Annotated in this window: 20 protein-coding genes; 7 read left to right on the top strand and 13 right to left on the bottom strand. The window is 73.0% G+C overall.

Features of this window, described 5'->3' with window-relative positions; all coding sequences use genetic code 11:
• Positions 1–83 precede the first annotated feature (83 nt).
• Positions 84–1,235 carry an MFS transporter gene (locus ACWCQ1_RS30795; RefSeq protein WP_451027854.1) on the top strand — a complete coding sequence of 384 codons (1,152 nt, stop codon included), beginning with the start codon at positions 84–86 and terminating at the stop codon, positions 1,233–1,235.
• A gap of 4 nt (positions 1,236–1,239) precedes the next feature.
• Here ACWCQ1_RS30795 and ACWCQ1_RS30790 read toward each other — a convergent pair whose 3' ends face one another.
• Positions 1,240–1,593: a VOC family protein gene (locus ACWCQ1_RS30790; RefSeq protein WP_358606011.1), complete on the bottom strand. Its 354-nt coding sequence runs from the start codon at positions 1,591–1,593 to the stop codon at positions 1,240–1,242.
• Between the two features lie 58 nt (positions 1,594–1,651).
• A complete protein-coding gene (locus tag ACWCQ1_RS30785; protein WP_133049130.1) occupies positions 1,652–2,512 on the bottom strand; it encodes a LysR family transcriptional regulator in 861 nt (286 codons plus the stop codon).
• A gap of 206 nt (positions 2,513–2,718) precedes the next feature.
• Here ACWCQ1_RS30785 and ACWCQ1_RS30780 point away from each other — a divergent pair, with 206 nt between their 5' ends.
• Positions 2,719–3,576 (top strand): NAD-dependent epimerase/dehydratase family protein, encoded by an 858-nt coding sequence (locus ACWCQ1_RS30780; RefSeq protein WP_358606014.1) that lies wholly within the window; start codon positions 2,719–2,721, stop codon positions 3,574–3,576.
• A gap of 5 nt (positions 3,577–3,581) precedes the next feature.
• Here the strand turns inward: ACWCQ1_RS30780 and ACWCQ1_RS30775 are convergent, their stop codons facing one another.
• The 3 genes from ACWCQ1_RS30775 to ACWCQ1_RS30765 are packed head-to-tail and all read right to left on the bottom strand — an operon-like array spanning position 3,582 to position 5,865.
• Complete coding sequence (locus ACWCQ1_RS30775) at positions 3,582–4,034, bottom strand: GNAT family N-acetyltransferase (RefSeq protein WP_358606017.1); 453 nt, start codon at positions 4,032–4,034, stop codon at positions 3,582–3,584.
• A 10-nt stretch (positions 4,035–4,044) separates the two neighbouring features.
• Complete coding sequence (locus ACWCQ1_RS30770) at positions 4,045–4,944, bottom strand: LysR family transcriptional regulator (protein ID WP_451027842.1); 900 nt, start codon at positions 4,942–4,944, stop codon at positions 4,045–4,047.
• 15 nt (positions 4,945–4,959) lie between these two features.
• Complete coding sequence (locus tag ACWCQ1_RS30765; protein ID WP_358606023.1) at positions 4,960–5,865, bottom strand: LysR family transcriptional regulator; 906 nt, start codon at positions 5,863–5,865, stop codon at positions 4,960–4,962.
• Positions 5,866–5,992: 127 nt separating this feature from the next.
• Here ACWCQ1_RS30765 and ACWCQ1_RS30760 point away from each other — a divergent pair, with 127 nt between their 5' ends.
• Together ACWCQ1_RS30760 and ACWCQ1_RS30755 are read left to right on the top strand one after the other, a co-directional pair.
• Positions 5,993–7,696 carry an NAD-dependent malic enzyme gene (locus tag ACWCQ1_RS30760; protein ID WP_451027841.1) on the top strand — a complete coding sequence of 568 codons (1,704 nt, stop codon included), beginning with the start codon at positions 5,993–5,995 and terminating at the stop codon, positions 7,694–7,696.
• 85 nt (positions 7,697–7,781) lie between these two features.
• Entirely contained in the window at positions 7,782–8,432 is a 651-nt protein-coding gene (locus ACWCQ1_RS30755; RefSeq protein ID WP_358606029.1) for a YoaK family protein, read from the top strand.
• 7 nt (positions 8,433–8,439) lie between these two features.
• On the opposite strand, the gene ACWCQ1_RS30750 is transcribed toward ACWCQ1_RS30755, so the two are convergent.
• The 5 genes from ACWCQ1_RS30750 to ACWCQ1_RS30730 form a co-directional block, all read right to left on the bottom strand.
• Positions 8,440–9,108, bottom strand: a complete 669-nt coding sequence (locus ACWCQ1_RS30750) for a response regulator (RefSeq protein ID WP_133049137.1) — start codon at positions 9,106–9,108, stop codon at positions 8,440–8,442.
• Positions 9,105–10,400, bottom strand: coding sequence for a sensor histidine kinase (locus tag ACWCQ1_RS30745; protein WP_358606033.1), 1,296 nt, complete (start codon positions 10,398–10,400; stop codon positions 9,105–9,107). Before ACWCQ1_RS30745 ends, ACWCQ1_RS30750 begins: the two co-directional genes overlap by 4 nt.
• Before the next feature lie 19 nt (positions 10,401–10,419).
• Complete coding sequence (locus ACWCQ1_RS30740) at positions 10,420–11,262, bottom strand: ABC transporter permease (RefSeq protein ID WP_133049139.1); 843 nt, start codon at positions 11,260–11,262, stop codon at positions 10,420–10,422.
• Positions 11,259–12,197, bottom strand: coding sequence for an ABC transporter ATP-binding protein (locus tag ACWCQ1_RS30735; RefSeq protein ID WP_358606036.1), 939 nt, complete (start codon positions 12,195–12,197; stop codon positions 11,259–11,261). Before ACWCQ1_RS30735 ends, ACWCQ1_RS30740 begins: the two co-directional genes overlap by 4 nt.
• Positions 12,198–12,319: 122 nt before the next feature.
• Positions 12,320–12,685, bottom strand: coding sequence for an ArsR/SmtB family transcription factor (locus ACWCQ1_RS30730; RefSeq protein ID WP_133049141.1), 366 nt, complete (start codon positions 12,683–12,685; stop codon positions 12,320–12,322).
• 130 nt (positions 12,686–12,815) lie between these two features.
• On the opposite strand from ACWCQ1_RS30730, the gene ACWCQ1_RS30725 reads away from it, so the two are divergent.
• Positions 12,816–13,793: a quinone oxidoreductase family protein gene (locus ACWCQ1_RS30725; protein WP_358606041.1), complete on the top strand. Its 978-nt coding sequence runs from the start codon at positions 12,816–12,818 to the stop codon at positions 13,791–13,793.
• Positions 13,794–13,806: 13 nt separating this feature from the next.
• Here ACWCQ1_RS30725 and ACWCQ1_RS30720 read toward each other — a convergent pair whose 3' ends face one another.
• Together ACWCQ1_RS30720 and ACWCQ1_RS30715 are read right to left on the bottom strand one after the other, a co-directional pair.
• On the bottom strand, positions 13,807–14,859 hold the full coding sequence (locus ACWCQ1_RS30720) for a threonine aldolase family protein (RefSeq protein ID WP_451027840.1): 1,053 nt from the start codon (positions 14,857–14,859) through the stop codon (positions 13,807–13,809).
• 10 nt (positions 14,860–14,869) lie between these two features.
• Positions 14,870–15,553, bottom strand: a complete 684-nt coding sequence (locus ACWCQ1_RS30715; protein WP_451027839.1) for a TetR/AcrR family transcriptional regulator — start codon at positions 15,551–15,553, stop codon at positions 14,870–14,872.
• 75 nt (positions 15,554–15,628) lie between these two features.
• On the opposite strand from ACWCQ1_RS30715, the gene ACWCQ1_RS30710 reads away from it, so the two are divergent.
• Positions 15,629–16,021, top strand: coding sequence for a VOC family protein (locus tag ACWCQ1_RS30710; RefSeq protein ID WP_451027838.1), 393 nt, complete (start codon positions 15,629–15,631; stop codon positions 16,019–16,021).
• Between the two features lie 75 nt (positions 16,022–16,096).
• Here the strand turns inward: ACWCQ1_RS30710 and ACWCQ1_RS30705 are convergent, their stop codons facing one another.
• Positions 16,097–17,083, bottom strand: coding sequence for a pirin family protein (locus tag ACWCQ1_RS30705; protein WP_358606053.1), 987 nt, complete (start codon positions 17,081–17,083; stop codon positions 16,097–16,099).
• A 189-nt stretch (positions 17,084–17,272) separates the two neighbouring features.
• On the opposite strand from ACWCQ1_RS30705, the gene ACWCQ1_RS30700 reads away from it, so the two are divergent.
• Positions 17,273–18,085, top strand: coding sequence for an SDR family NAD(P)-dependent oxidoreductase (locus tag ACWCQ1_RS30700; protein WP_358602908.1), 813 nt, complete (start codon positions 17,273–17,275; stop codon positions 18,083–18,085).
• The last annotated feature ends 39 nt before the right edge of the window (positions 18,086–18,124 follow it).

Genomic DNA, 18,124 nt, shown 5'->3' with positions numbered 1-18,124 from the left:
CCGAGAAGGCGGCCATGTCCCCGGATACCGGCTCCATTCGCTCACACACAGCTCCAGCCCAGGACGCCGCGCCGGCGTCCGGCGTGCCCGGCAGGCTCGTCGCGCTGCTGGCCGTCGCCTCCGGGCTGACGGTCGCCAACCTCTACTACGCCCAGCCCCTGCTCTCGACGCTGCGCTCGGTCTTCCACACCGGTACGGCGACCGTCGGCCTGATCATCACCGTCACGCAGATCGGGTACGTCGCCGGGATGCTGCTGCTCGTCCCGCTCGGTGACCGCGTCGAGAAGCGGCGCCTGGTGACGGTCCTGCTGGCCGTCACGACCCTCGCGCTCGTGGCGGCCGGTACGGCGACCGGGTTCGCCGTGCTGCTGGGCGCGTCCCTGATCGCCGGAGCCACCTCGGTGGTGGCGCAGATCCTGGTGCCGTTCGCCGCCGGGCTGGCCCCGGACCACGCCCGGGGCCGGATCGTCGGGCGGGTGATGAGCGGCCTGCTCACCGGGATCCTGCTCTCCCGGACCCTGAGCAGCCTGGTCTCCGACGCCGCGGGCTGGCGGGTGGTCTACCTGGGCTCCGCCGCGCTCATGGCGATCCTGGCCGTGACCCTGCATCTGACGCTGCCGGAGCACGCGCCGACCACGGCGGCGCCGTACCACCACGTCCTGCGCTCCACCGTCCGCATGGTGCGCACGCACCCCGAGCTGCTGCGCCGCGGCCTCTACCAGGCGGCGATGTTCGGCGCGTTCAGCGCGTTCTGGACCACGGTGTCCTTCCTGCTCACCGGGCCGGAGTACGGCTACTCCGCGATCGGCGTGGGGCTGTTCGCCCTGGTCGGTGCGGCGGGCGCGGCCGTGGCGCCGCTGGCGGGCCGCTGGGCCGACCGGGGGCTGGCCCGGCCGGTGACCGGGATCGCGTTCGGGGTCGGCGCCCTCGCCTTCGTGCTGGCCGGGCTCGGACAGCACACGATCGTGCTGGTCGCGCTGGCCGCCGTCCTGCTCGACACGGCCGTGCAGACCACGCTCATCGTCGGGCAGCACACCATCTACCGGCTGGACCCGGCCGCCCGGGCCCGCCTCAACAGCGCCTTCATCGCCGTCTTCTTCGCGGGCGGCGCACTGGGCTCGCAGCTCGGCTCGGTCGCCTACCACGCGGCGGGCTGGAACGCGGTCACCGCGCTGGGCGCCGTCCTTCCCGTCCTCGCCCTGCTGTACTGGCTGACGGAGCGGCGCACCCGCTGAACGGTCAGGCGGGCTGCCAGAGTTCGATCCGGTTGCCGTCGGGATCGGTGACCCAGCCGAAGCGGCCGACGCCCTCCATGTCCTGGGTCTCCGGGTCCACGTCCGCTCCCTTGGCGCGCAGCTGCGCGAGCATGGCGTCCAGGTCGCGGACCCGGAAGTTCAGCATGGTCTGCTGAGCCCGGGAGCCGAAGTAGTCGGTCCCGGACTCGAAGGCCGCGAACACCGTGTCCCCGGGCTCCTGACGCCACAGGCCGTGCTCGTCGGTGTCCAGGCCCAGACACTCCCGGTACCACGCGCTCAGGGCCTGCGGGTCGCCGGCCCGCAGGAAGTATCCGCCGATTCCCAGCACACGTTCCATACCGCCATCCTGCCAGGACCGGCCGTCCGCGGCCGGGCGAACTCCCGGTCCCGGCCGGTCAGGTGATGTGCCGCAGCAGCGCGGCGACCGCCGGCGGCACGGGGCCGGGCGGACGGGCCAGCAGGACGTCCCAGTGCGGGGCCTGCCGGGTGAAGCGGCGCAGGGTCAGATCCGGGAAGCGGGCGGCGATCGACTCCGGCATGACGCAGACCCCGAGATCGTGCCGCACCAGCTCGGCTGCGGCCACGATGTCGTTGACCTCGAACACCGCGCCGCGCTCCACCCCGGCCGACCGGTAGGCCCGGTCCACGGCCTGGCGGACGGCCCATCCGGGGGCGAAGTCGACGAACGGCAGGCCGGCGGTCTCGGCGAGGGTGACCTCGTCGGGGCGGGCGAAGGACCGGGCGGGTGCCGCCGCCAGCACCATCTCCTCACGGGCCAGCACCGTGGTGACCAGCCCCCGTTGCTGTTGCCGGTCGAAGGCCACGACGGCGAGGTCCACCGACCCCTCCCGCAGGGCCTGCCGGATGTCGACGACCGCGGCCTGCCGCAGCCGGACCACGATCCGGGGGTGCTCGGCGCGCAGCGCGGCCAGCGCCCGGTGCAGGTCCGCCCACACGCCCTGCATCGTGCCGACCGTGATCCGCCCGCGCAGTTCACCGCGTGCGGCGGCGGCCGCCTCGCGGGCCTGCTCGGCCGCCCGCAGCGCGGCACGCGCCGCCGGCACGAACTCCTCGCCCGCCGCGGTGAGCGTCACCCGGTGCGTGGTGCGGTCGAAGAGCCGGATGCCGAGCTCCTTCTCCAGCTCGCGCACGGTGCCGGAGACCGCCGACTGCACCACGTGCAGCCGGCGGGCGGCCGCCGTGAAGCCGCCCTCCTCGGCGACCGCGACCACGACCTCCATCTGCCGAAGGTCCATTCCCGCTCCCCCGCATCGCTCCACGGCCACCGACGTGCACCCGATCATCGCATCCACGGCGGGGCCGCACCCCGTCCCGCCACCCCTGATACCCGCAGGGCATGACAGCGGCCCGAAGAGGTCTTGGACGCCCCGCCGCGACCGCCCGCACGCTGAAGCCGACGTACTCGACACCCCCGTTCGACACCCCCTTGAGGAGTACATCGATGAAGGTCTTCCTGACCGGCGGGTCCGGTTACATCGGCAAGGCGACGATCACCGCCCTGATCCGGCACGGGCACACCGTGGAGGCGCTGGCCCGCAGCGAGGACGCGGCCCGTGCGGTCGGCGGGCTGGGGGCCGTACCGGTGACCGGTGGTCTCGGCGACCTCGACGTGCTGAACGCCGCCGCGGCCAGGGCCGACGCCGTCGTCCACCTGGCGCAGGCCGACACCGGGGAAGCCGACCTCGCGGCGGCCGGAGCCCTGCAGGACGGGATCGGCTCCGGCACGTACGTCCACACCGGCGGGACCTGGGTGTACGGCGACACGGACGGTGTGGCCGACGAGACCGCGCCGTGGAACCCGCCGCCCGTGGTCGCCTGGCGCCGCCCGGTCGAGGAGGCGGTCCTGCGGCGGGCGGAGCGCGGCGGGCGCCCGGTCGTGGTCCAGCCCGGACTGCTGTACGGCGGTGAGAACCGCCTGATCGACCTGTTCTTCACCGCCCCCGGCCGGCGGGCGGGGGCCATCCCGTACATCGGCGACGGCGGCAACCACTGGGCGCTGGTCCACGTCGACGACGTGGCGGAGCTCTACGTCGCCGCGCTCGGGGCCCCGGCGGGTTCGGTGTACGTCGGCGTGGGCGGGGTGAACCCGACGGCCAGGGAGGTGGCCCTGGCGCTGAGCCGGGCGGCGGGCATCGCGGGGAAGACGGTCTCGAACTCCCTGGACGAGGCACGTGAGCGCATGGGCGTCATCGCCGACGCCTTCGCCCTCGACCAGCGCTTCACCCCGGCCCGCGCCCGCACCGAGCTGGGCTGGACGCCGGTCCACACCGACCCGCTCGCCGATCTCGAACGCGGCTGAGCGGATCAGCGGGCGGCGGGAACCGGCTCGCGCACCATGAACACGTCCACCGGATCCTCGCTCTCGACCCGGAAACCGTGCCGTTCGTAGAGCCTCCGGGCCGGGCTGCCCCTCAGCACGTTCAGCCGGATCGGCGCGTCGTCGCGCTCGTGCCGTTCCAGGAGCGTACTGAGCACGGCCGAACCGATGCCCCGGCCCTGGAACGCGGGGTCCAGGTAGAAGTGCTCCAGCCAGTGGGCGTCCTGGGCGGGCCGCAGCGCCACGCAGCCGGCGAAGGCGCGGGCGACCTCGATCACCCAGGTGTGCGCCGGGACGAACCCGTCCCGCAGCCGCTGCCGCACGCGGTGTTCGTCGTAACGGCCGAGCCGTTCCAGGTCCGGTCGCATGACCTGCGCCCGCAGCTCGGCCACCGCCTCGACGTCCGCCGCCGAAGCCGGCCGTATCTCCCAGTCCGCCATGATCGGGATGCTATCCGGCCGCTCCTCGGCCGCCGTCGGACTGGTGCTGCCGCGCGAGAGCGAGGGCGATCTCCACGAAGTCGCGGACCAGGGGCGAGCGGCGGACCGCCGTCCACGCCAGGCACACCTGGCTGGGCCCGATGTCCTCCACCGACACGGCGACGACGTCGGGCCGCGGGTAGAAACCGGCCGTGGACAGCGGGAGCACGCACACTCCGGCCCCGGCGGCGACGAGTTCCAGCTTCTCCTCGACATGGCGGATCGGCGGGTTCCCGGGCCGGTCGGCCCGGCGCAGCTCCAGCGCCACGTCACGCCATTCGGGCACCGCCTCCGGGTCCTGGAGCAGGTGCTCGGCGGCGAGGTCGGAGACGGCGACGGCCTGCTTGTCCGCCAGCCGGTGTCCGACGGGGAGCATGACCACCCGCGGCTCCTGGAACAGCGGGCGTACCTCCAGGCCCTGTTGGTCGACGGGCAGCCGGACGACGCTGACGTCGGCCCGCCCGTCCCTGAGCACCTCGACCTGGTCGTCCCAGCTGGTGCGCAGGAGGCGGACGCCGAGGCCGGGACGGCGGGCCGTCAGCGCGCGGACCTCGGCGGTCACGGTGATGCCGGGCATGAAGCCGATGGTCAGGGTCGGCACGCCGGTGGCGGCGTCGGCGACCCTCCTGGCCAGTGCCTCGGCGGAGGCGAGGAGTGGACGGGCGTCCTCCAGGAGCTGTTCGCCGGCGGCGGTCAGCTCGGTGCCGCGGTGGTCCCTGCGGAGCAGTTCGGCGCGCAGTTCGTCCTCCAGCGCGCGGATCTGCCGGGAGAGCACCGGCTGGGCGATGTGCAGCCGCTCCGCCGCACGCCCGAAGTGCAGCTCCTCGGCCACGGCCACGAAGTAGCGCAGCTTGCGCAGGTCCACGTCCATGCGTCACCGCCCTTCCTAGGCCAGGATCTCCTGTTCGGCCACCGACGCGGCATGTCCTCGCACATGGTCCAGGAACCGCCCGGAGCTCGGCGGGAGCGTACGGGAGGTCAGCCAGGCGATGCCGATGTCCCGGGCCGCCTCCACGTCGGTGACCTGGAGGTAGGACGGTCCGCCGGCGGGCGCGGCGGCGTGCGGGCGTGGGACCAGCGCGACGCCCAGGCCCGCGCCGACCAGGCCGCGCAGGGTGGCGACCTCGTCCCCCTCGAAGCCGACCCGGGGGCTGAAACCGGCCTCGCCGCACAGTGCCTCGGTCACCGAGCGCAGGCCCTGCTCGTGCCGCAGCAGGATGAAGGGCTCCTCGGCTACCTCGGCCAGCCGGGCCCGGCGGCGCTGGGCCAGCCGGTGCCCGGGAGGCACGGCCAGCCACAGCGGTTCGACCAGCAGACGGCGCCAGGTGATCAAGGGGTGGCCGGGGTCGCCGGCCGTGAGGAGCAGGTCAGCGGTTCCGTCCAGCAGCGAGGCGATGAGAACGGCCTCACTCCCCTGGCGCAGTTCGAACCGGGAGAGCGGGAACCTCTCCCGGAAGCCGGTGATCAGCGGGGGCAGCAGCCAGGTGCCCAGGGAGTGCAGGAAGGCCAGCGGGATCAGGCCCGCTTCGGGGGACACGGTCTCGTGGACCGCGCGCAGAGCCCGGTCGAGGCGCTCCAGTGCCGCGTCCGCGTGTTCCTTGAAGGCGCGTCCGGCCGGTGTCAGCCGCAGCACGCGCCCCACCTGCTGGAAGAGCTCGGCGCCGACCTCAAGCTCGAGGCGGCGCAGCGCCCGGGAGAGGGCCGGCTGGGTCATGTGCGCCTCCTCCGCGGCCTGGGTCACCGTCACACCGTCGGCGACCGCGACGAAGCAGCGCAGTACCTGCACGTCCATGCGATCCATGTTACCGGTGCATGGGTTTCCCCGTATCGAGTCATTGGACGCATGGAAGTTCGGGGGCCACTCTGGGAGGGACAGGGGCGACCGGCGGGTCGCGATCCGGACACGTCATGGAGCGACGATGAGTACCCAGTGGAAGCCGCAGGCCAACCAGTTCGAGACCTCGGCGCGCGGCCGGGCCGTCCTGGCCGATCCCCGCCTCAACCGCGGTACGGCCTTCACCGAGCGGGAGCGCCGGGACCTGGGTCTGGACGGACTGATCCCGCCCCGCGTGCTCACCCTGGACCAGCAGGCCGACCGGGCCTACGGCCAGTACTCGGCCCAGCCCACCGACCTCGCCAAGCACGTCAACCTGGCGGCCCTGCACGACCGCAACGAGGTGCTGTTCTACCGTCTGCTCAGCGACCACCTCTCGGAGATGCTGCCGATCGTGTACACGCCGACGGTCGGCACGGCCATCGAGCGGTACAGCACCGAGTACCGGCGTCCGCGTGGCATCTACCTGTCGGTCGACGCGCCCGAGGACATGGAACGCGCACTGCGCGCCTCGGGGCTGGGCGCCGAGGACGTCGACCTGGTCGTGGCGACCGACGGCGAGGCCATCCTGGGCATCGGCGACTGGGGAGTGGGCGGCATCGACATCTCGGTCGGCAAGCTCGCCGTCTACACGGCCGCGGCCGGGATCGACCCCGCCCGCACCCTCGCCGTCGTCCTCGACGTCGGCACCAACCGCAAGCAACTCCTCGACGATCCGCTCTACTTGGGCAACCGTCACCCGCGGGTGGACACGGAGACGTACGACGCCTTCATCGAGCGCTACGTCACCACCGCCGAACGTCTCTTCCCCGACGCGCTGCTGCACTTCGAGGACTTCGGACCGGCCAACGCACGCCGCATCCTGGACCGTTACCGGGGCGAGCACTTCGTCTTCAACGACGACGTCCAGGGCACGGGCGCGGTCAACCTCGCCGCGGTGCTGTCCGGCGTACGGGCCAGCGGGATGCCGCTGCCCGAGCACCGGGTGGCGGTCTTCGGCGCCGGTACGGCGGGCATGGGCATCGCCGACCAGCTGCGGGACGCCATGGTCGCGGAGGGGCTGAGCCGTGAGGAGGCCACCGCCCGCTTCTGGGCCGTGGACCGCTACGGGCTGATCACCCGCGACCAGGAGGGACTGCGCGACTTCCAGGCCCCCTACGCCCGTCCCGCCGACGAGGTCGCCGACTGGCGGCGGGACGACAAGGTCGAGGGCATCTCGCTGGAGGAGGTCGTCCGGCGGGTACGGCCGACCGTGCTGATCGGCACCTCCGGCCAGGGCGGCGCCTTCACCGAGGGCATCGTGCGGGAGATGGCCGCGCACACCGAGCGCCCGATCATCCTGCCGATGTCCAACCCGACCCGGCTCGCCGAGGCGGTGCCCTCCGAACTCCTGGACTGGACGGACGGGCGGGCGCTCGTCGCGACGGGCAGCCCGTTCGAGCCGGTGACCAGTGGCGGGGTGACCTACGAGATCGGCCAGGCCAACAATGCGCTGATCTTCCCCGGCCTCGGTCTCGGCGCCGTCGTCGCCCGCGCCACCCGTGTCACCGACTCCATGCTCTCCGCCGCCGCCCACGCCGTCGCCGAGCAGGTCGACTCCACGGACCGGGGTGCCTCCCTCCTCCCCCACACCCGGGACCTGCGGCGCACCTCCGCCGCCGTGGCGGTCGCCGTGGCGCGGGCGGCCGCCGAGGACGGTGTCGCCCGCGAGACCGTGGACGACGGCATCGAGGAGCGGGTGCGCCGGGCCATGTGGGAGCCGGTGTACCGGCCGGTGGTGGCGGTCTGAGGTGCCGGGCACAGGGATCACCGTGAGCTGCGGGAGCATCGAACGCGGGCCCGGCAGGAGGTTGTTCGCGGCGACGAGGGCCGTCGTGAGCGAGGACGACCGGCTCGTCCCTCCGCTGCTGATGCTGACCCTGCTCAGTGGTGTGATCGACGCGGTCAGCCTGCTCGGTCTCGGCCATGTGTTCGTGGCGAACATGACCGGCAACCTCGTCCTCGTCGGCCTGTCGCTCACCGGCGCGCCCGGGTCCGCGCCCGCGGGTCCGCTGGTCGCGCTCGGCGGCTTCGTGGTGGGCGCCCTGCTGGTGCGCGCGGTGGCGCCACGCCAGGTCGGCCATCGCACGCTCCTCGGCATCTGCGCCGCGCTGGAGGCGGCCCTGTTCGTCGCGGCGGCCCTGGTGTGGTCGTACGACGATGTCGCGGTGCTGCCGATCCTGCTGGGCGCGGTGGCCCTTGGCATGCAGAACGCGGCGGTCCGACGGCTCGGCCTGGCCGGCCTGACGACGACCGTGATGACCAGCACGCTGACCGGCCTGGTCGCGGGCCGGGCCGAGGAGCGCACCGCGTCGACCTCCCGCCGGCAGGCGCTCAGTGTTCTCACCCTCGTCGCCGGTGCCGCGCTGGGCGCGGTGACCGTGCGGTCGGCCGGCACGCCCTGGACGCTGACGGCGGTCGCCGTGCTCGCGGTCGTGGTGGCGGTCACCGTGCTCGCGGGTCCGTCCGCCGAACGGGACGGATGACCGTCGCTCAGCCCGCGTTGGGCCGGGCGAGACCGATGTCGTACGCGAAGATCACCGCCTGGATGCGGTCGCGGGCGCCTATCTTCGCCAGGACGCGGCCGACGTGGGTCTTCACGGTGGACTCGGAGAGCACGAAGTGCGCGGCGATCTCGCCGTTGGTCCAGCCCTTGCCGATCGCTTCGAGGATCTCGCGTTCGCGGTCGGTGAGGCTGGTCAGTCTCGGGTCCTCGTCCGGATCGCGGCCGGTGGCCGGCCGGTTCTGGGCGTACTCGTCGAGGATGCGGCGGGTGAGGGCGGGCGCGATGACGGCGTCTCCGGCGGCCACCGCGCGGATGCCGGCGAGGAGCTCCTCGGGGCGGGCGTCCTTGAGGAGGAAGCCGCTGGCTCCGGCGCGCAGGGCGGCGTGGACGTACTCGTCGAGGTCGAAGGTGGTCAGCACCAGGATGCGGGAGCGGTCCCCGGCGGCGACGATGCGGCGGGTGGCCTCGATGCCGTCCATGCCGGGCATCCGGACGTCCATCAGGACCACGTCGGGGCGCAGTTCGGCGGCCTTGCGGACGGCCTCGGCGCCGTGCGCGGCCTCGCCGACCACGTCGGTCTCGGGGACCGACTCCAGCAGGATGCGAAAGCCGTAGCGCTGCAGCGGCTGGTCGTCGACGATGAGCACGGTCGTCACTCGGTACCGCCCTGGGGAGTGAGGTCGAGGGTGGCCCGGACGCTCCAGCCGCCGCCGGGTGCCGGGCCGGCGCTCACGTCGCCGCCGTAGAGAGCCGCCCGTTCGCGCAGCCCAACCAGGCCGTGTCCTTCCTCGCCCGGCGGTCCGGGCAGCAGGGCGGGGCCGGTGTCCCGGACGCGGATGGTCAAGGAGGTGTCCTCCACGAGGATCGCCAGGTGGACCCGGGTGTCGGGGCCGGCGTGCTTGAGGGTGTTGGTGAGGGCTTCCTGCACGATCCGGTACACCGTCAACTGCACCCCGCTGTCGAGGGTTTCCACGTCCCCGGCGGTGCGGTAGACGACCTCCAGACCGGCGGCGCGCACCCCGGCGCACAGGGCGTCGATGTCGGCGAGGCCGGGTTGCGGGCTGAGCGCGGGCTCGGCGCCGGACGTGCCCGCGGTCTCGCGCAGTACGCCGAGCACGCGCCGCAGTTCGCTCAGTGCCTGACGGCCGGTGTCACCGATGAGCTCCAGAGCTTCCTTGCCGCGTTCGGGGGCGAGGTCGGTGGCGTATCTGCCGGCGTCGGCGAGGGTGATGATGACGGACAGGTTGTGGCCGACGATGTCGTGCATCTCGCGGGCCACCCGGGCCCGTTCGGTGGCGACGGCCAGCCTGCCGCGCTGGTCGCGCTCGATCTCGAGGCGGGCCGCCCGCTCGCGCAGACCGGCGAGCTGGGCCCGGCGGATGCGGACCGTCAGCCCCAGCGCGAGGGCCGCGGTCGCCGTGCTCAGCAGGAAGAACAGGGCGTCCCACACCGACACCGCGTGCGACACGCGCAGCGCGACCACGGTCAGGGCGCCCGCCATGACCGCGCAGGCCCAGGGCAGTTGTCGCAGCCGCCCGTGCAGCACCAGGCTGTAGAGGGCGATGAACAGGGCGAAGTCCGCGCGCAGTCCGGCGCCCAGGGACCATTGCAGGAGGAAGACGGCCGTGATGACGCCGAAGGTCATGAGCGGCCGTCGCCGCCGCCACAGCAGCGGCAGCACCAGTCCGACCTGCACCGCCAGCATCGCCGGCAGGGGCAGGTCGGTGAGGGCGAGGCGGAGTCGGTGCGGTCCGTCGTCGTCCGTGGTGGCGCCGGTGGCGTGCAGCAGGTCCGGCACGCAGAACAGCAGGAAGACCAGGACCACGACCGCGGTGTCCAGCACCCACGGCCGGGCCCGGTCGGCCTGCCGCAGCCGCTGGCCGGCCCGGGCGAGCCGGGCGACCAGCGGCCCAAGGCCGCCGGCGTCGTCGAAGGTCACGGATGTCACCCGTCCATGGTGCAGGCGCTCAGACGTCGCTGCGCACCAGCCGGTAGGCCGCGCCGGCCAGCGCGAGGACCGTCCAGCCGAGGAAGACCCAGAGTCCGGCGCCGGGCGAGAGGCTGGTGGCGTCGTGGGTGAGGGCGTACATCGACTGACCGGCGTTGCTCGGCAGGTAGGGGCTGATGTTGTCCTGCCAGGAGCTGGGCAGCAGCGTCACCAGGCCCGGGATCAGCATCAGCGTGGCGACCAGCACCGAAATCCCGCCGGCCACCGAGCGCAGCAGCATGCCCAGGGCCGCGCCGATCACCCCGACCAGACCGAGGTACAGCCCGGCGCCGAACAGGGCGCGGACGACACCGGCGTGGGAAAGGCTCATGGCCGCCGGCGTGCCGGAGACGATGCCGCTGCCGATCTGGAAGGTGACGAACGCGCCGATCGTGCCGACGACGAGCACGACCACGCCGTACAGGGCGGCCTTGGACCACAGCACGGGCAGCCGGCGCGGCACCGCGGCCAGCGTCGAGCGGATCATGCCGGTGGAGTACTCGCCCGCGGTGACCAGGACACCGAGGACGCCGAGGGCAAGCTGGGCGAAGTCCGTGCCGAACAGGGACAGTTCGACGCCCGTCCGGCTGGCGAAGTCCTTGTCGAGGGTGCCGGAGTCGTACCCGGACTTGTAGCGGGCGGTGGCGATCAGCCCGAAGGCGACGAGGAACAGCAGCCCGAGCCCCAGCGTGATCCAGGTGGAGCGCAGGGACCACAGCTTGGCCCACTCCGAGCGGAGCACTCCCGCCGTGGTGACACGGTAGACGGGGCGTTCGGGGGTGGTGGTGGGCGGTGTCTCGGTGGTCGCGGTGATGGTGGTCATGCCGCCCTCCCGGGGGTCTCGATGGCGGTCGTGGTGCCGTGGTACTCCACCGCGTCCCTGGTCAGGTCCATGAAGGCCTGCTCCAGCGACACCGTGCGGGAGCTGAGCTCGAACAGGGCGATGCCGTGCTCGGCCGCCTTCAGGCCGATCTCGCGGGCGGTGACCCCGGTGACCTGGAGTTCTTCGGAGCCGATGTGTCCGGTGATGTCGACGCCGGGTCCGGCCAGCACCTCCCGCAGGCGCGCCGGGTCCTGGGTCGCCACCGTCACGGTGTCGCCGCCGGCCTGGCGGACCAGGTCCGACACGGTGGTGTCGGCCAGCAGCCGGCCCCGTCCGACGATGATCAGGTGGTCGGCGACGAGGGCCACCTCGCTCATCAGATGCGAGGAGACGAAGACCGTACGGCCCTCCTCGGCGAGCGAGGTCAGCAGGTTGCGGATCCACAGCACGCCCTCCGGGTCGAGCCCGTTGACCGGCTCGTCCAGCATGACCGTCTGCGGGTCGCCGAGCAGGGCGGCCGCGATGCCGAGCCGCTGCCCCATGCCGAGCGAGAAGGCGCCGGCCCGCTTCCGGGCCACACTGCCCAGTCCCGCGAGCTCGATGACCTCGTCGACGCGGCCGCGCGGGATGCCGTGGGTCAGCGCCAGTGCCTTCAGGTGGTTGTAGGCCGAGCGGCCCGGGTGGATCGACTTCGCCTCCAGCAGCGCGCCGACCTCCTGAAGCGGCGCGCGGTGCTGGGCGTAGCGACGGCCGTTGACCGTCACCGAACCGCTGGTCGGGGCGTCCAGCCCGACGATCATGCGCATGGTGGTGGACTTGCCCGCGCCGTTGGGTCCCAGGAAGCCCGTCACCGTGCCCGGCTTGACGACGAAGTCGAGCCCGTCCACGGCCGTCTTCTCCCCGTACCTCTTGGTGAGCTGCTGTGCCTCGATCATCCGCGTGCTCTCTCTCGGTCCGCGGCACCCGTCGGCCGCCGCACCTCACACGCTAAGGAACCGGACCGTCCGATCCGGTGGTACCGCGGTTCGATCTACGCCGGGCGGGTGGTACCGGGGTACTACGCGGGGTCGCACCCCCGGGGTCGGTCGCCGTCGGCGTTCAGCACGAGATCGAGCAGTCCGGGAAAGCGGGCCTCGAACTCCTCGCGGCGCAGCCGGTTGACCCGCCGGGGCCCCTCGTCCCGCTGCTCCACCAGGCCGGCACCGCGCAGGACGGAGAAGTGGTGGCTGAGCGCGGCCTTGCCGACCGGCACGTCGAAGCTTCCGCAGCTGCGGCTCCAGTCGGCGGAGCCCGCGAGCTCGCGGATCAGCTGCAGGCGCACGGGATCGGCCACCGCGGACAGCGCGGTGAGCACGGGGACGTCCTCGGGATCGGTGTGCACCGGTGCCGCGCGGTGACCGCCGCCCACAGCCTGCTTCGCCATGCCCCTCTCCCCGTCCCCGTCGTCCCGCCCACGCCGCTTGCCGAGTGTTCGATGAATATCTTACAGTCCCAGTGTTCGCTTTCCATTGAACACTGGCCGACGAAGACGGACCGAGAGGCGGGGACGACCCATGCGCGCAGTCGAGTTCCAGGAGTACGGCGGCCCCGAGGTGCTGAAGGTCGTAGCGGCCGACATCCCCGAGCCGCAGGCCGGACAGGTGACCATCGACACCGCCTATGTCGGCGTGAACTTCGCGGACCTCAAGGCACGCGCCGAGGGCTACCGGGTGCCGTCGCTGCCCTTCCGCCCCGGTCTGGAGGTCTCCGGCCGGGTCCGGGCCGTCGGTGAAGGCGTCGAGGGTCTGCGTCCCGGCCAGGCGGTCGTGGCGCTCGTCGAGGGCGCGGCGTACGCGGAGGTCGTCCTCGCCGAGCCGGCCACCGTCTTCCCGCTCCCCGAGGGCCTGGACCTGCGGACGGCGGCCACGCTGCCCACGGTGCTGCCGACGGCGCACGCCCTGCTCCACGAGGTGGGCCGGCTGCGCGCCGGGGAGAGCGTGCTGGTGCACGGCGCGGCCGGCGGCATCGGCACGGCGGCCGGACAGCTGGCCCGGGCGGCCGGCGCCGGCGCGGTCTACGGCGTGGTCTCCTCCCTGGGCAAGGCCGAGCACGCGCTCAAGCACGGCTACGACGAGGTGTTCACCGCCGACACCTTCTCCGACGACGTGCGCCGCGCCACCGGCGGCAGGGGCGTCGACCTGGTCCTCGACCCCGTCGGCGGCGACACCCTGCGCCGGGGCCTCGAAGCGCTGGCCGTCTTCGGACGCCTGGTCTCCTTCGGCAACGCGAGCGGAGCCGAGCCGTGGCGGGTGGGCCAGCCGGAGCTGTACCCGTACGGCAGCTCAGTCGCCGGATTCTCCATCCTCACGCTGGCCCGGTCCGCGCCCGAGGAGCTGCGCTCCCTGACCGGGCGAGCCTTCCGCAAGGTCACCGACGGCACGGTGAGCCTTCCGGTCACCGCGGAGTTCGCGCTGTCGGACGCGGCCGAGGCACACCGGCTGATGGGCGGGCGCACCTCCACGGGCAAGCTGCTGCTGCGCGCCACCGACTGAGCGGCGCCCACGGTCAGGCGGCGTGGCGGCGGACGGCACCGACGAGGTGGTCGACGTCCTCCGGGGTGGTGGCGAAGGACGTGACGAGGCGGACGACGCCCGGCTCCCAGCGGTCGTGGTAGAAGGCGTAGCCGTCGGCCAGGAGTCCGTCGATGACCTGCCGGGGGAAGCGGCAGAAGAGGATGTTGGCGTCGGCGGCACCGAGCAGTCCGACGTCGGGCACGGCCTTCAGGCCCTCCTGGAGGCGGGCCGCCATGGCGTTGGCGTGCTCCGCGTTGCGCAGCCACAGGTCGTCGGTGAGGTAGGCGTCGAACTGGGCGGCGTGGAAGCGCATCTTGGCGGCGAGCTGGCCGGCGCGCTTGGCACGGAAGGACAGTTCGGCGGTGAGTGAGCGGTCGAAGACGACGATCGCGTCGGCGGTCATGGTGCCGTTCTTGGTGGCCCCGAAGGACAGCAGGTCGACCCCGGCGCGCCAGGTCACGTCGGCGGGCGCGCAGCCGAGGGCGGCAACGGCACCGGCGAAGCGGGCACCGTCCATGTGCAGACGCAGCCCGGCGTCCTTGGTGATCGAGCCCAGGGTGCGTATCGCGTCCGGGGTGTAGACGGCACCGGTCTCGGTGGCCTGGGTGACGCTCACCACGGAGGGCTCCACGCTGTGCACGTCCCCGGCCTTGTGCCGTACGGCGGCGCGCAGTTCCTCGGGGTCGATCCTGGCGTCGGATCCGCCGAGCGGCACGAGCTTCGCGCCCGCGGTGTAGAACTCGGGGGCCCCGCACTCGTCGTTGTTGATGTGGCTGTCCCGGTGGCACAGCACGCTGCCCCAGGGCGGGGTGAGCGCGGCGAGGCTCAGTGCGTTGGCGGCGGAGCCGGTGGAGACCAGCAGGACGTCGACGTCCCGCTCGAACACCTCGCACAGCCGGCGCCGGACCGTGGCCGTGACGTCGTCGGCGCCGTAGGGCAGGGCCTGGCCCGCGGCGGCCCGGACGACGGCCTCGAGGACTTCCGGGGAGGCGCCGGCGGTGTTGTCGCTGCTGAAGACGCGGGCTGCGGGAGGAGCGGTGCTCATGGTGGTGTCCTTACGGTCCGTCAGGTGCGGGAGTGTTCGGTGAGCGTGGGGCGCGCCCGCCCGGGTCCGCGGTCTCGATGAGCTGACGCAGGGCGCCGAAGTAGACCTCGTGATCGGTCACGGCGGGCACGATCGCGGCGAGGTGGGCGGTCAGCGCGGGGAACCGGTCCGGGTCGAGGGCGGCCAGTGCGGCACGGGTGGCCGCCCGGGCGGGTCCGGGGTCGCGGTGGTCGACGAAGCCGGCGCCGCCGAGGGTGAGCAGATACATCCGCCGGTACGCGGTGATCGCCTCCTGCGGGGTCATGCCGGCGGCGAGACTGTCGGCGAGCTGCGGCTCGACGAGCCGCGCCAGCAGATTCGGACCGAGCCACGGGCGCGTCCCGCGCAGGGCGAGCAGGCCGGGATGGGCCGCCAGCAGCTCGTACAGCGCGGTGAACCGGGCCTCGGTGGCGGCGGCCCACTCGGTACCGGGCTCGACGTCGGGCAGCCTGGCGGCCACCTGGTCGACGCACAGGTCGAGCAGGCCCGCCAGGTCCGTGCAGCGCCGCTGGAGGGAGGCGAGCGAGATCTCCAGCCGCACGGCCAACGCCCGAAAGGTCAGCGCCTCGGGGCCGCCTTCGTCGACGAGCCCGAGGGCGGCTTCGGCGATGCGCTCGGGGGTCGCGCGGTCGAGAGCCGCGGAGTGGCGGGGCATACGGGTCAGCGTACGGTACGGCGTATCGATCCGGTGGACGCACATCCGCCCCCGTTGCCCGGGCACCAGTACCGCATGAAGCCCCAACCGCGTTTCACGCTGGCCGCGACCACCCTCGACGCACCGAACGCCCGCGCGCTCGCGCACTTCTACCAGGGCCTGCTCGGCTGGCCGATCCGGAAGGAGGAGCCGGACTGGCTGGAGATCGCGCCGCCCGACGGCGGCCAGGGACTGTCGTTCCAGACCGAGCCCCTCTTCACCCGTCCCCAGTGGCCCTCCGCCCGCTCCGACCAGCAGATGATGATGCACCTGGACATCGAGGTGACGGACCTCCCGTCAGCCGTCGAGCACGCCCTGGCGCTCGGAGCCACCATGGCGGACTTCCAGCCCCAGCACGATGTACGCGTCCTGCACGACCCGGCCGGCCACCCCTTCTGCCTCTTCACGGCCGACGGCCACGACGCCTGAGATCCGACCGGAACGACGTCCGGGCCGGTGATGCGCCGACGACGGCTGCCCGGCCGGCCAACGCCCCCGGTGAGGTCAGTGGCGCGGGGGGTTGCGGCGTGGGGTGATGACGGCGTTGGGCAGGGCGGGGGCGGGGAGGCGGCCGCCCGGGAAGTCCTCGATGGTGCCGAAGCGGTCGGAGGCGGCCTCCCAGTCCTCGCGGGCCCGGGCGATGTCCTCGTGGCTGCGTCCGATGAAGTTCCACCACATGACGATCTCCTCCTCGAAGGGCGGGCCGCCGAGCAGGATCGTGCGGGCGGGCGCGTCCGATTCGTTGACCAGCGTCAGGGTGTCGGTACCGCAGGGGACATAACCGAGATCGGCGGGGTGCAGCACGGTGTCCAGCAGGCGGACGTCCCCGGCGTCGACGAGGAGTCCGTGCTCGAAGGCGGGATCCACGGCCAGCGTGACCGTCGCCCGCGGATCGAGGGTGAGTTCCGCGCCCAGCAGGGGCGTGAACGACCGCACCGGGGACGTGCTTCCGGCGAGTGAGCCGAGGAACACCCGGAGCTCGGCCCCGTCCACCGAAACGGGCTTGGGCACATGGTGCTGGAAGTCCCGACCGGTGTCGCGGTGCTCCTCGGGCAGGGCCACCCACAGCTGAACCCCGTGCAGGACGGTGGTGTTCGGGGTGGAGACCTCCGAGTGGGCGATGCCGTGACCGCCGGTCATCAGGTTCATCTCGCCGGGTCGGATCAGCGCGTGGGTGCCCAGGGTGTCCCGGTGTTCGATCTCGCCGCTGAAGAGCCAACTCACCGTCTGCAGACCGGTGTGCGGATGCGGGGGTACGTTCATGCCGCGCGCGGTGGCGTCGACCGGGCCGTAGTGATCGGCGAAGCACCAGGCGCCGATCAGGGTGCGGGCCCGCTGCGGAAGCGTCCGCCGTACACGCATCGCCCGAGGGCCGCCGAGGGGCACGTCCCGCGCCGACAACACCTCGACCCGGGGCGCCTCGGCAGACTCGCCGTCGTCCACGGCCGCACCGCAGCGCAGCGCCGCCGGTTCGGTCTCCACGTTGCTCACCGGGACCACCCTCCACCCGCTCTAGTTGTTGCATCAACCAGCCTGCCACGAGAACGGCCCGACAGCCCGGCCCCGGCGCCTGACCCCACCTACGTTCCAGCGAAAACCACCCACGTGGTAAATGTTGGAGCGAAAGGCAGTCACGATGACCCACCGCATCTGACCGCCCCGCCGCCGGAAGGACACAGCATGGCAGCCGTTCCTGACGTCTCGTCCCGCTCACTCGCAGAACTGATCTCCCTGTCCGGGCGGCTCGCCGTCGTGACCGGTGGGGCGCGTGGTCTCGGCCGGGCCATCGCCGAACGCCTGGGGGAGGCAGGAGCGGACGTGCTCCTCGCGGACCTCGAGGTGAAACTCGCCCACACCGCGGCCGAGGAACTCGGCCGACGGGGTCGGGGCCGGGCGCTGGCCGCGCACCTGGACGTCACCGACGCGGGCAGCGTGGCCGCGACCGCCGACCTCGCGGTCCGGGAGTTCGGCGGCATCGACATCTGGGTCAACAACGCCGGGATCTTCCCCGCCGTACCCGCGCTCGAGATGACCGAGGAGACCTGGGACGCGGTGTTCGCGGTGAACGCGCGCGGTGCCTTCCTCGGAGCCCGGGAGGCCGCACGACGGATGAGCGAGGCCGGGAACGGGGGCGTCATCGTCAACGTCGTCTCCACGGCCGGGTTCCGGGGAACGGGTCCCGGGCTCGCCGCGTACGTCGGCTCGAAGCACGCGGCGCGCGGGATCACCCGTCAACTCGCCCTGGAGTTCGCGCCGTTCGGCATCCGCGTACTCGGCGTAGCGCCGACGTTCGTGCCGACCGAGGGGAACATGGAGGCGGCCGCCGCTGCCGGCGTACCCAGCGACACCTTCCTGTCCGTGATGCAGCCGGGCCCGCTCGGCCGGATCGGTGTGCCCGACGACATCGCGCGGGTGGTGCTGTTCTGCGCGAGCGACCTGGCCGCCTTCATGACGGGCAGCACGCTCCTCGCCGACGCCGGTGAGACGGCCTGACACCGGGCCGGCTCACGCGACAGGTGAACCGGCCCGGTC

It is taken from the genome of Streptomyces sp. NPDC002144 (genome assembly GCF_053593695.1).
This window is presented reverse-complemented; position numbering and strand designations above follow the sequence as displayed.

Coding starts and splice junctions, on each gene's coding strand:
- ACWCQ1_RS30760 (WP_451027841.1), top strand. CDS start 5,993: ATGAGTACCCAGTGGAAGCCGCAGGCCAACCAGTTCGAGACCTCGGCG.
- ACWCQ1_RS30730 (WP_133049141.1), bottom strand. CDS start 12,685: ATGGCGAAGCAGGCTGTGGGCGGCGGTCACCGCGCGGCACCGGTGCAC.
- ACWCQ1_RS30740 (WP_133049139.1), bottom strand. CDS start 11,262: ATGACCACCATCACCGCGACCACCGAGACACCGCCCACCACCACCCCC.
- ACWCQ1_RS30765 (WP_358606023.1), bottom strand. CDS start 5,865: ATGGACGTGCAGGTACTGCGCTGCTTCGTCGCGGTCGCCGACGGTGTG.
- ACWCQ1_RS30785 (WP_133049130.1), bottom strand. CDS start 2,512: ATGGACCTTCGGCAGATGGAGGTCGTGGTCGCGGTCGCCGAGGAGGGC.
- ACWCQ1_RS30770 (WP_451027842.1), bottom strand. CDS start 4,944: ATGGACGTGGACCTGCGCAAGCTGCGCTACTTCGTGGCCGTGGCCGAG.
- ACWCQ1_RS30720 (WP_451027840.1), bottom strand. CDS start 14,859: ATGAGCACCGCTCCTCCCGCAGCCCGCGTCTTCAGCAGCGACAACACC.
- ACWCQ1_RS30710 (WP_451027838.1), top strand. CDS start 15,629: ATGAAGCCCCAACCGCGTTTCACGCTGGCCGCGACCACCCTCGACGCA.
- ACWCQ1_RS30715 (WP_451027839.1), bottom strand. CDS start 15,553: ATGCCCCGCCACTCCGCGGCTCTCGACCGCGCGACCCCCGAGCGCATC.
- ACWCQ1_RS30790 (WP_358606011.1), bottom strand. CDS start 1,593: ATGGAACGTGTGCTGGGAATCGGCGGATACTTCCTGCGGGCCGGCGAC.
- ACWCQ1_RS30700 (WP_358602908.1), top strand. CDS start 17,273: ATGGCAGCCGTTCCTGACGTCTCGTCCCGCTCACTCGCAGAACTGATC.
- ACWCQ1_RS30735 (WP_358606036.1), bottom strand. CDS start 12,197: ATGATCGAGGCACAGCAGCTCACCAAGAGGTACGGGGAGAAGACGGCC.
- ACWCQ1_RS30780 (WP_358606014.1), top strand. CDS start 2,719: ATGAAGGTCTTCCTGACCGGCGGGTCCGGTTACATCGGCAAGGCGACG.
- ACWCQ1_RS30775 (WP_358606017.1), bottom strand. CDS start 4,034: ATGGCGGACTGGGAGATACGGCCGGCTTCGGCGGCGGACGTCGAGGCG.
- ACWCQ1_RS30725 (WP_358606041.1), top strand. CDS start 12,816: ATGCGCGCAGTCGAGTTCCAGGAGTACGGCGGCCCCGAGGTGCTGAAG.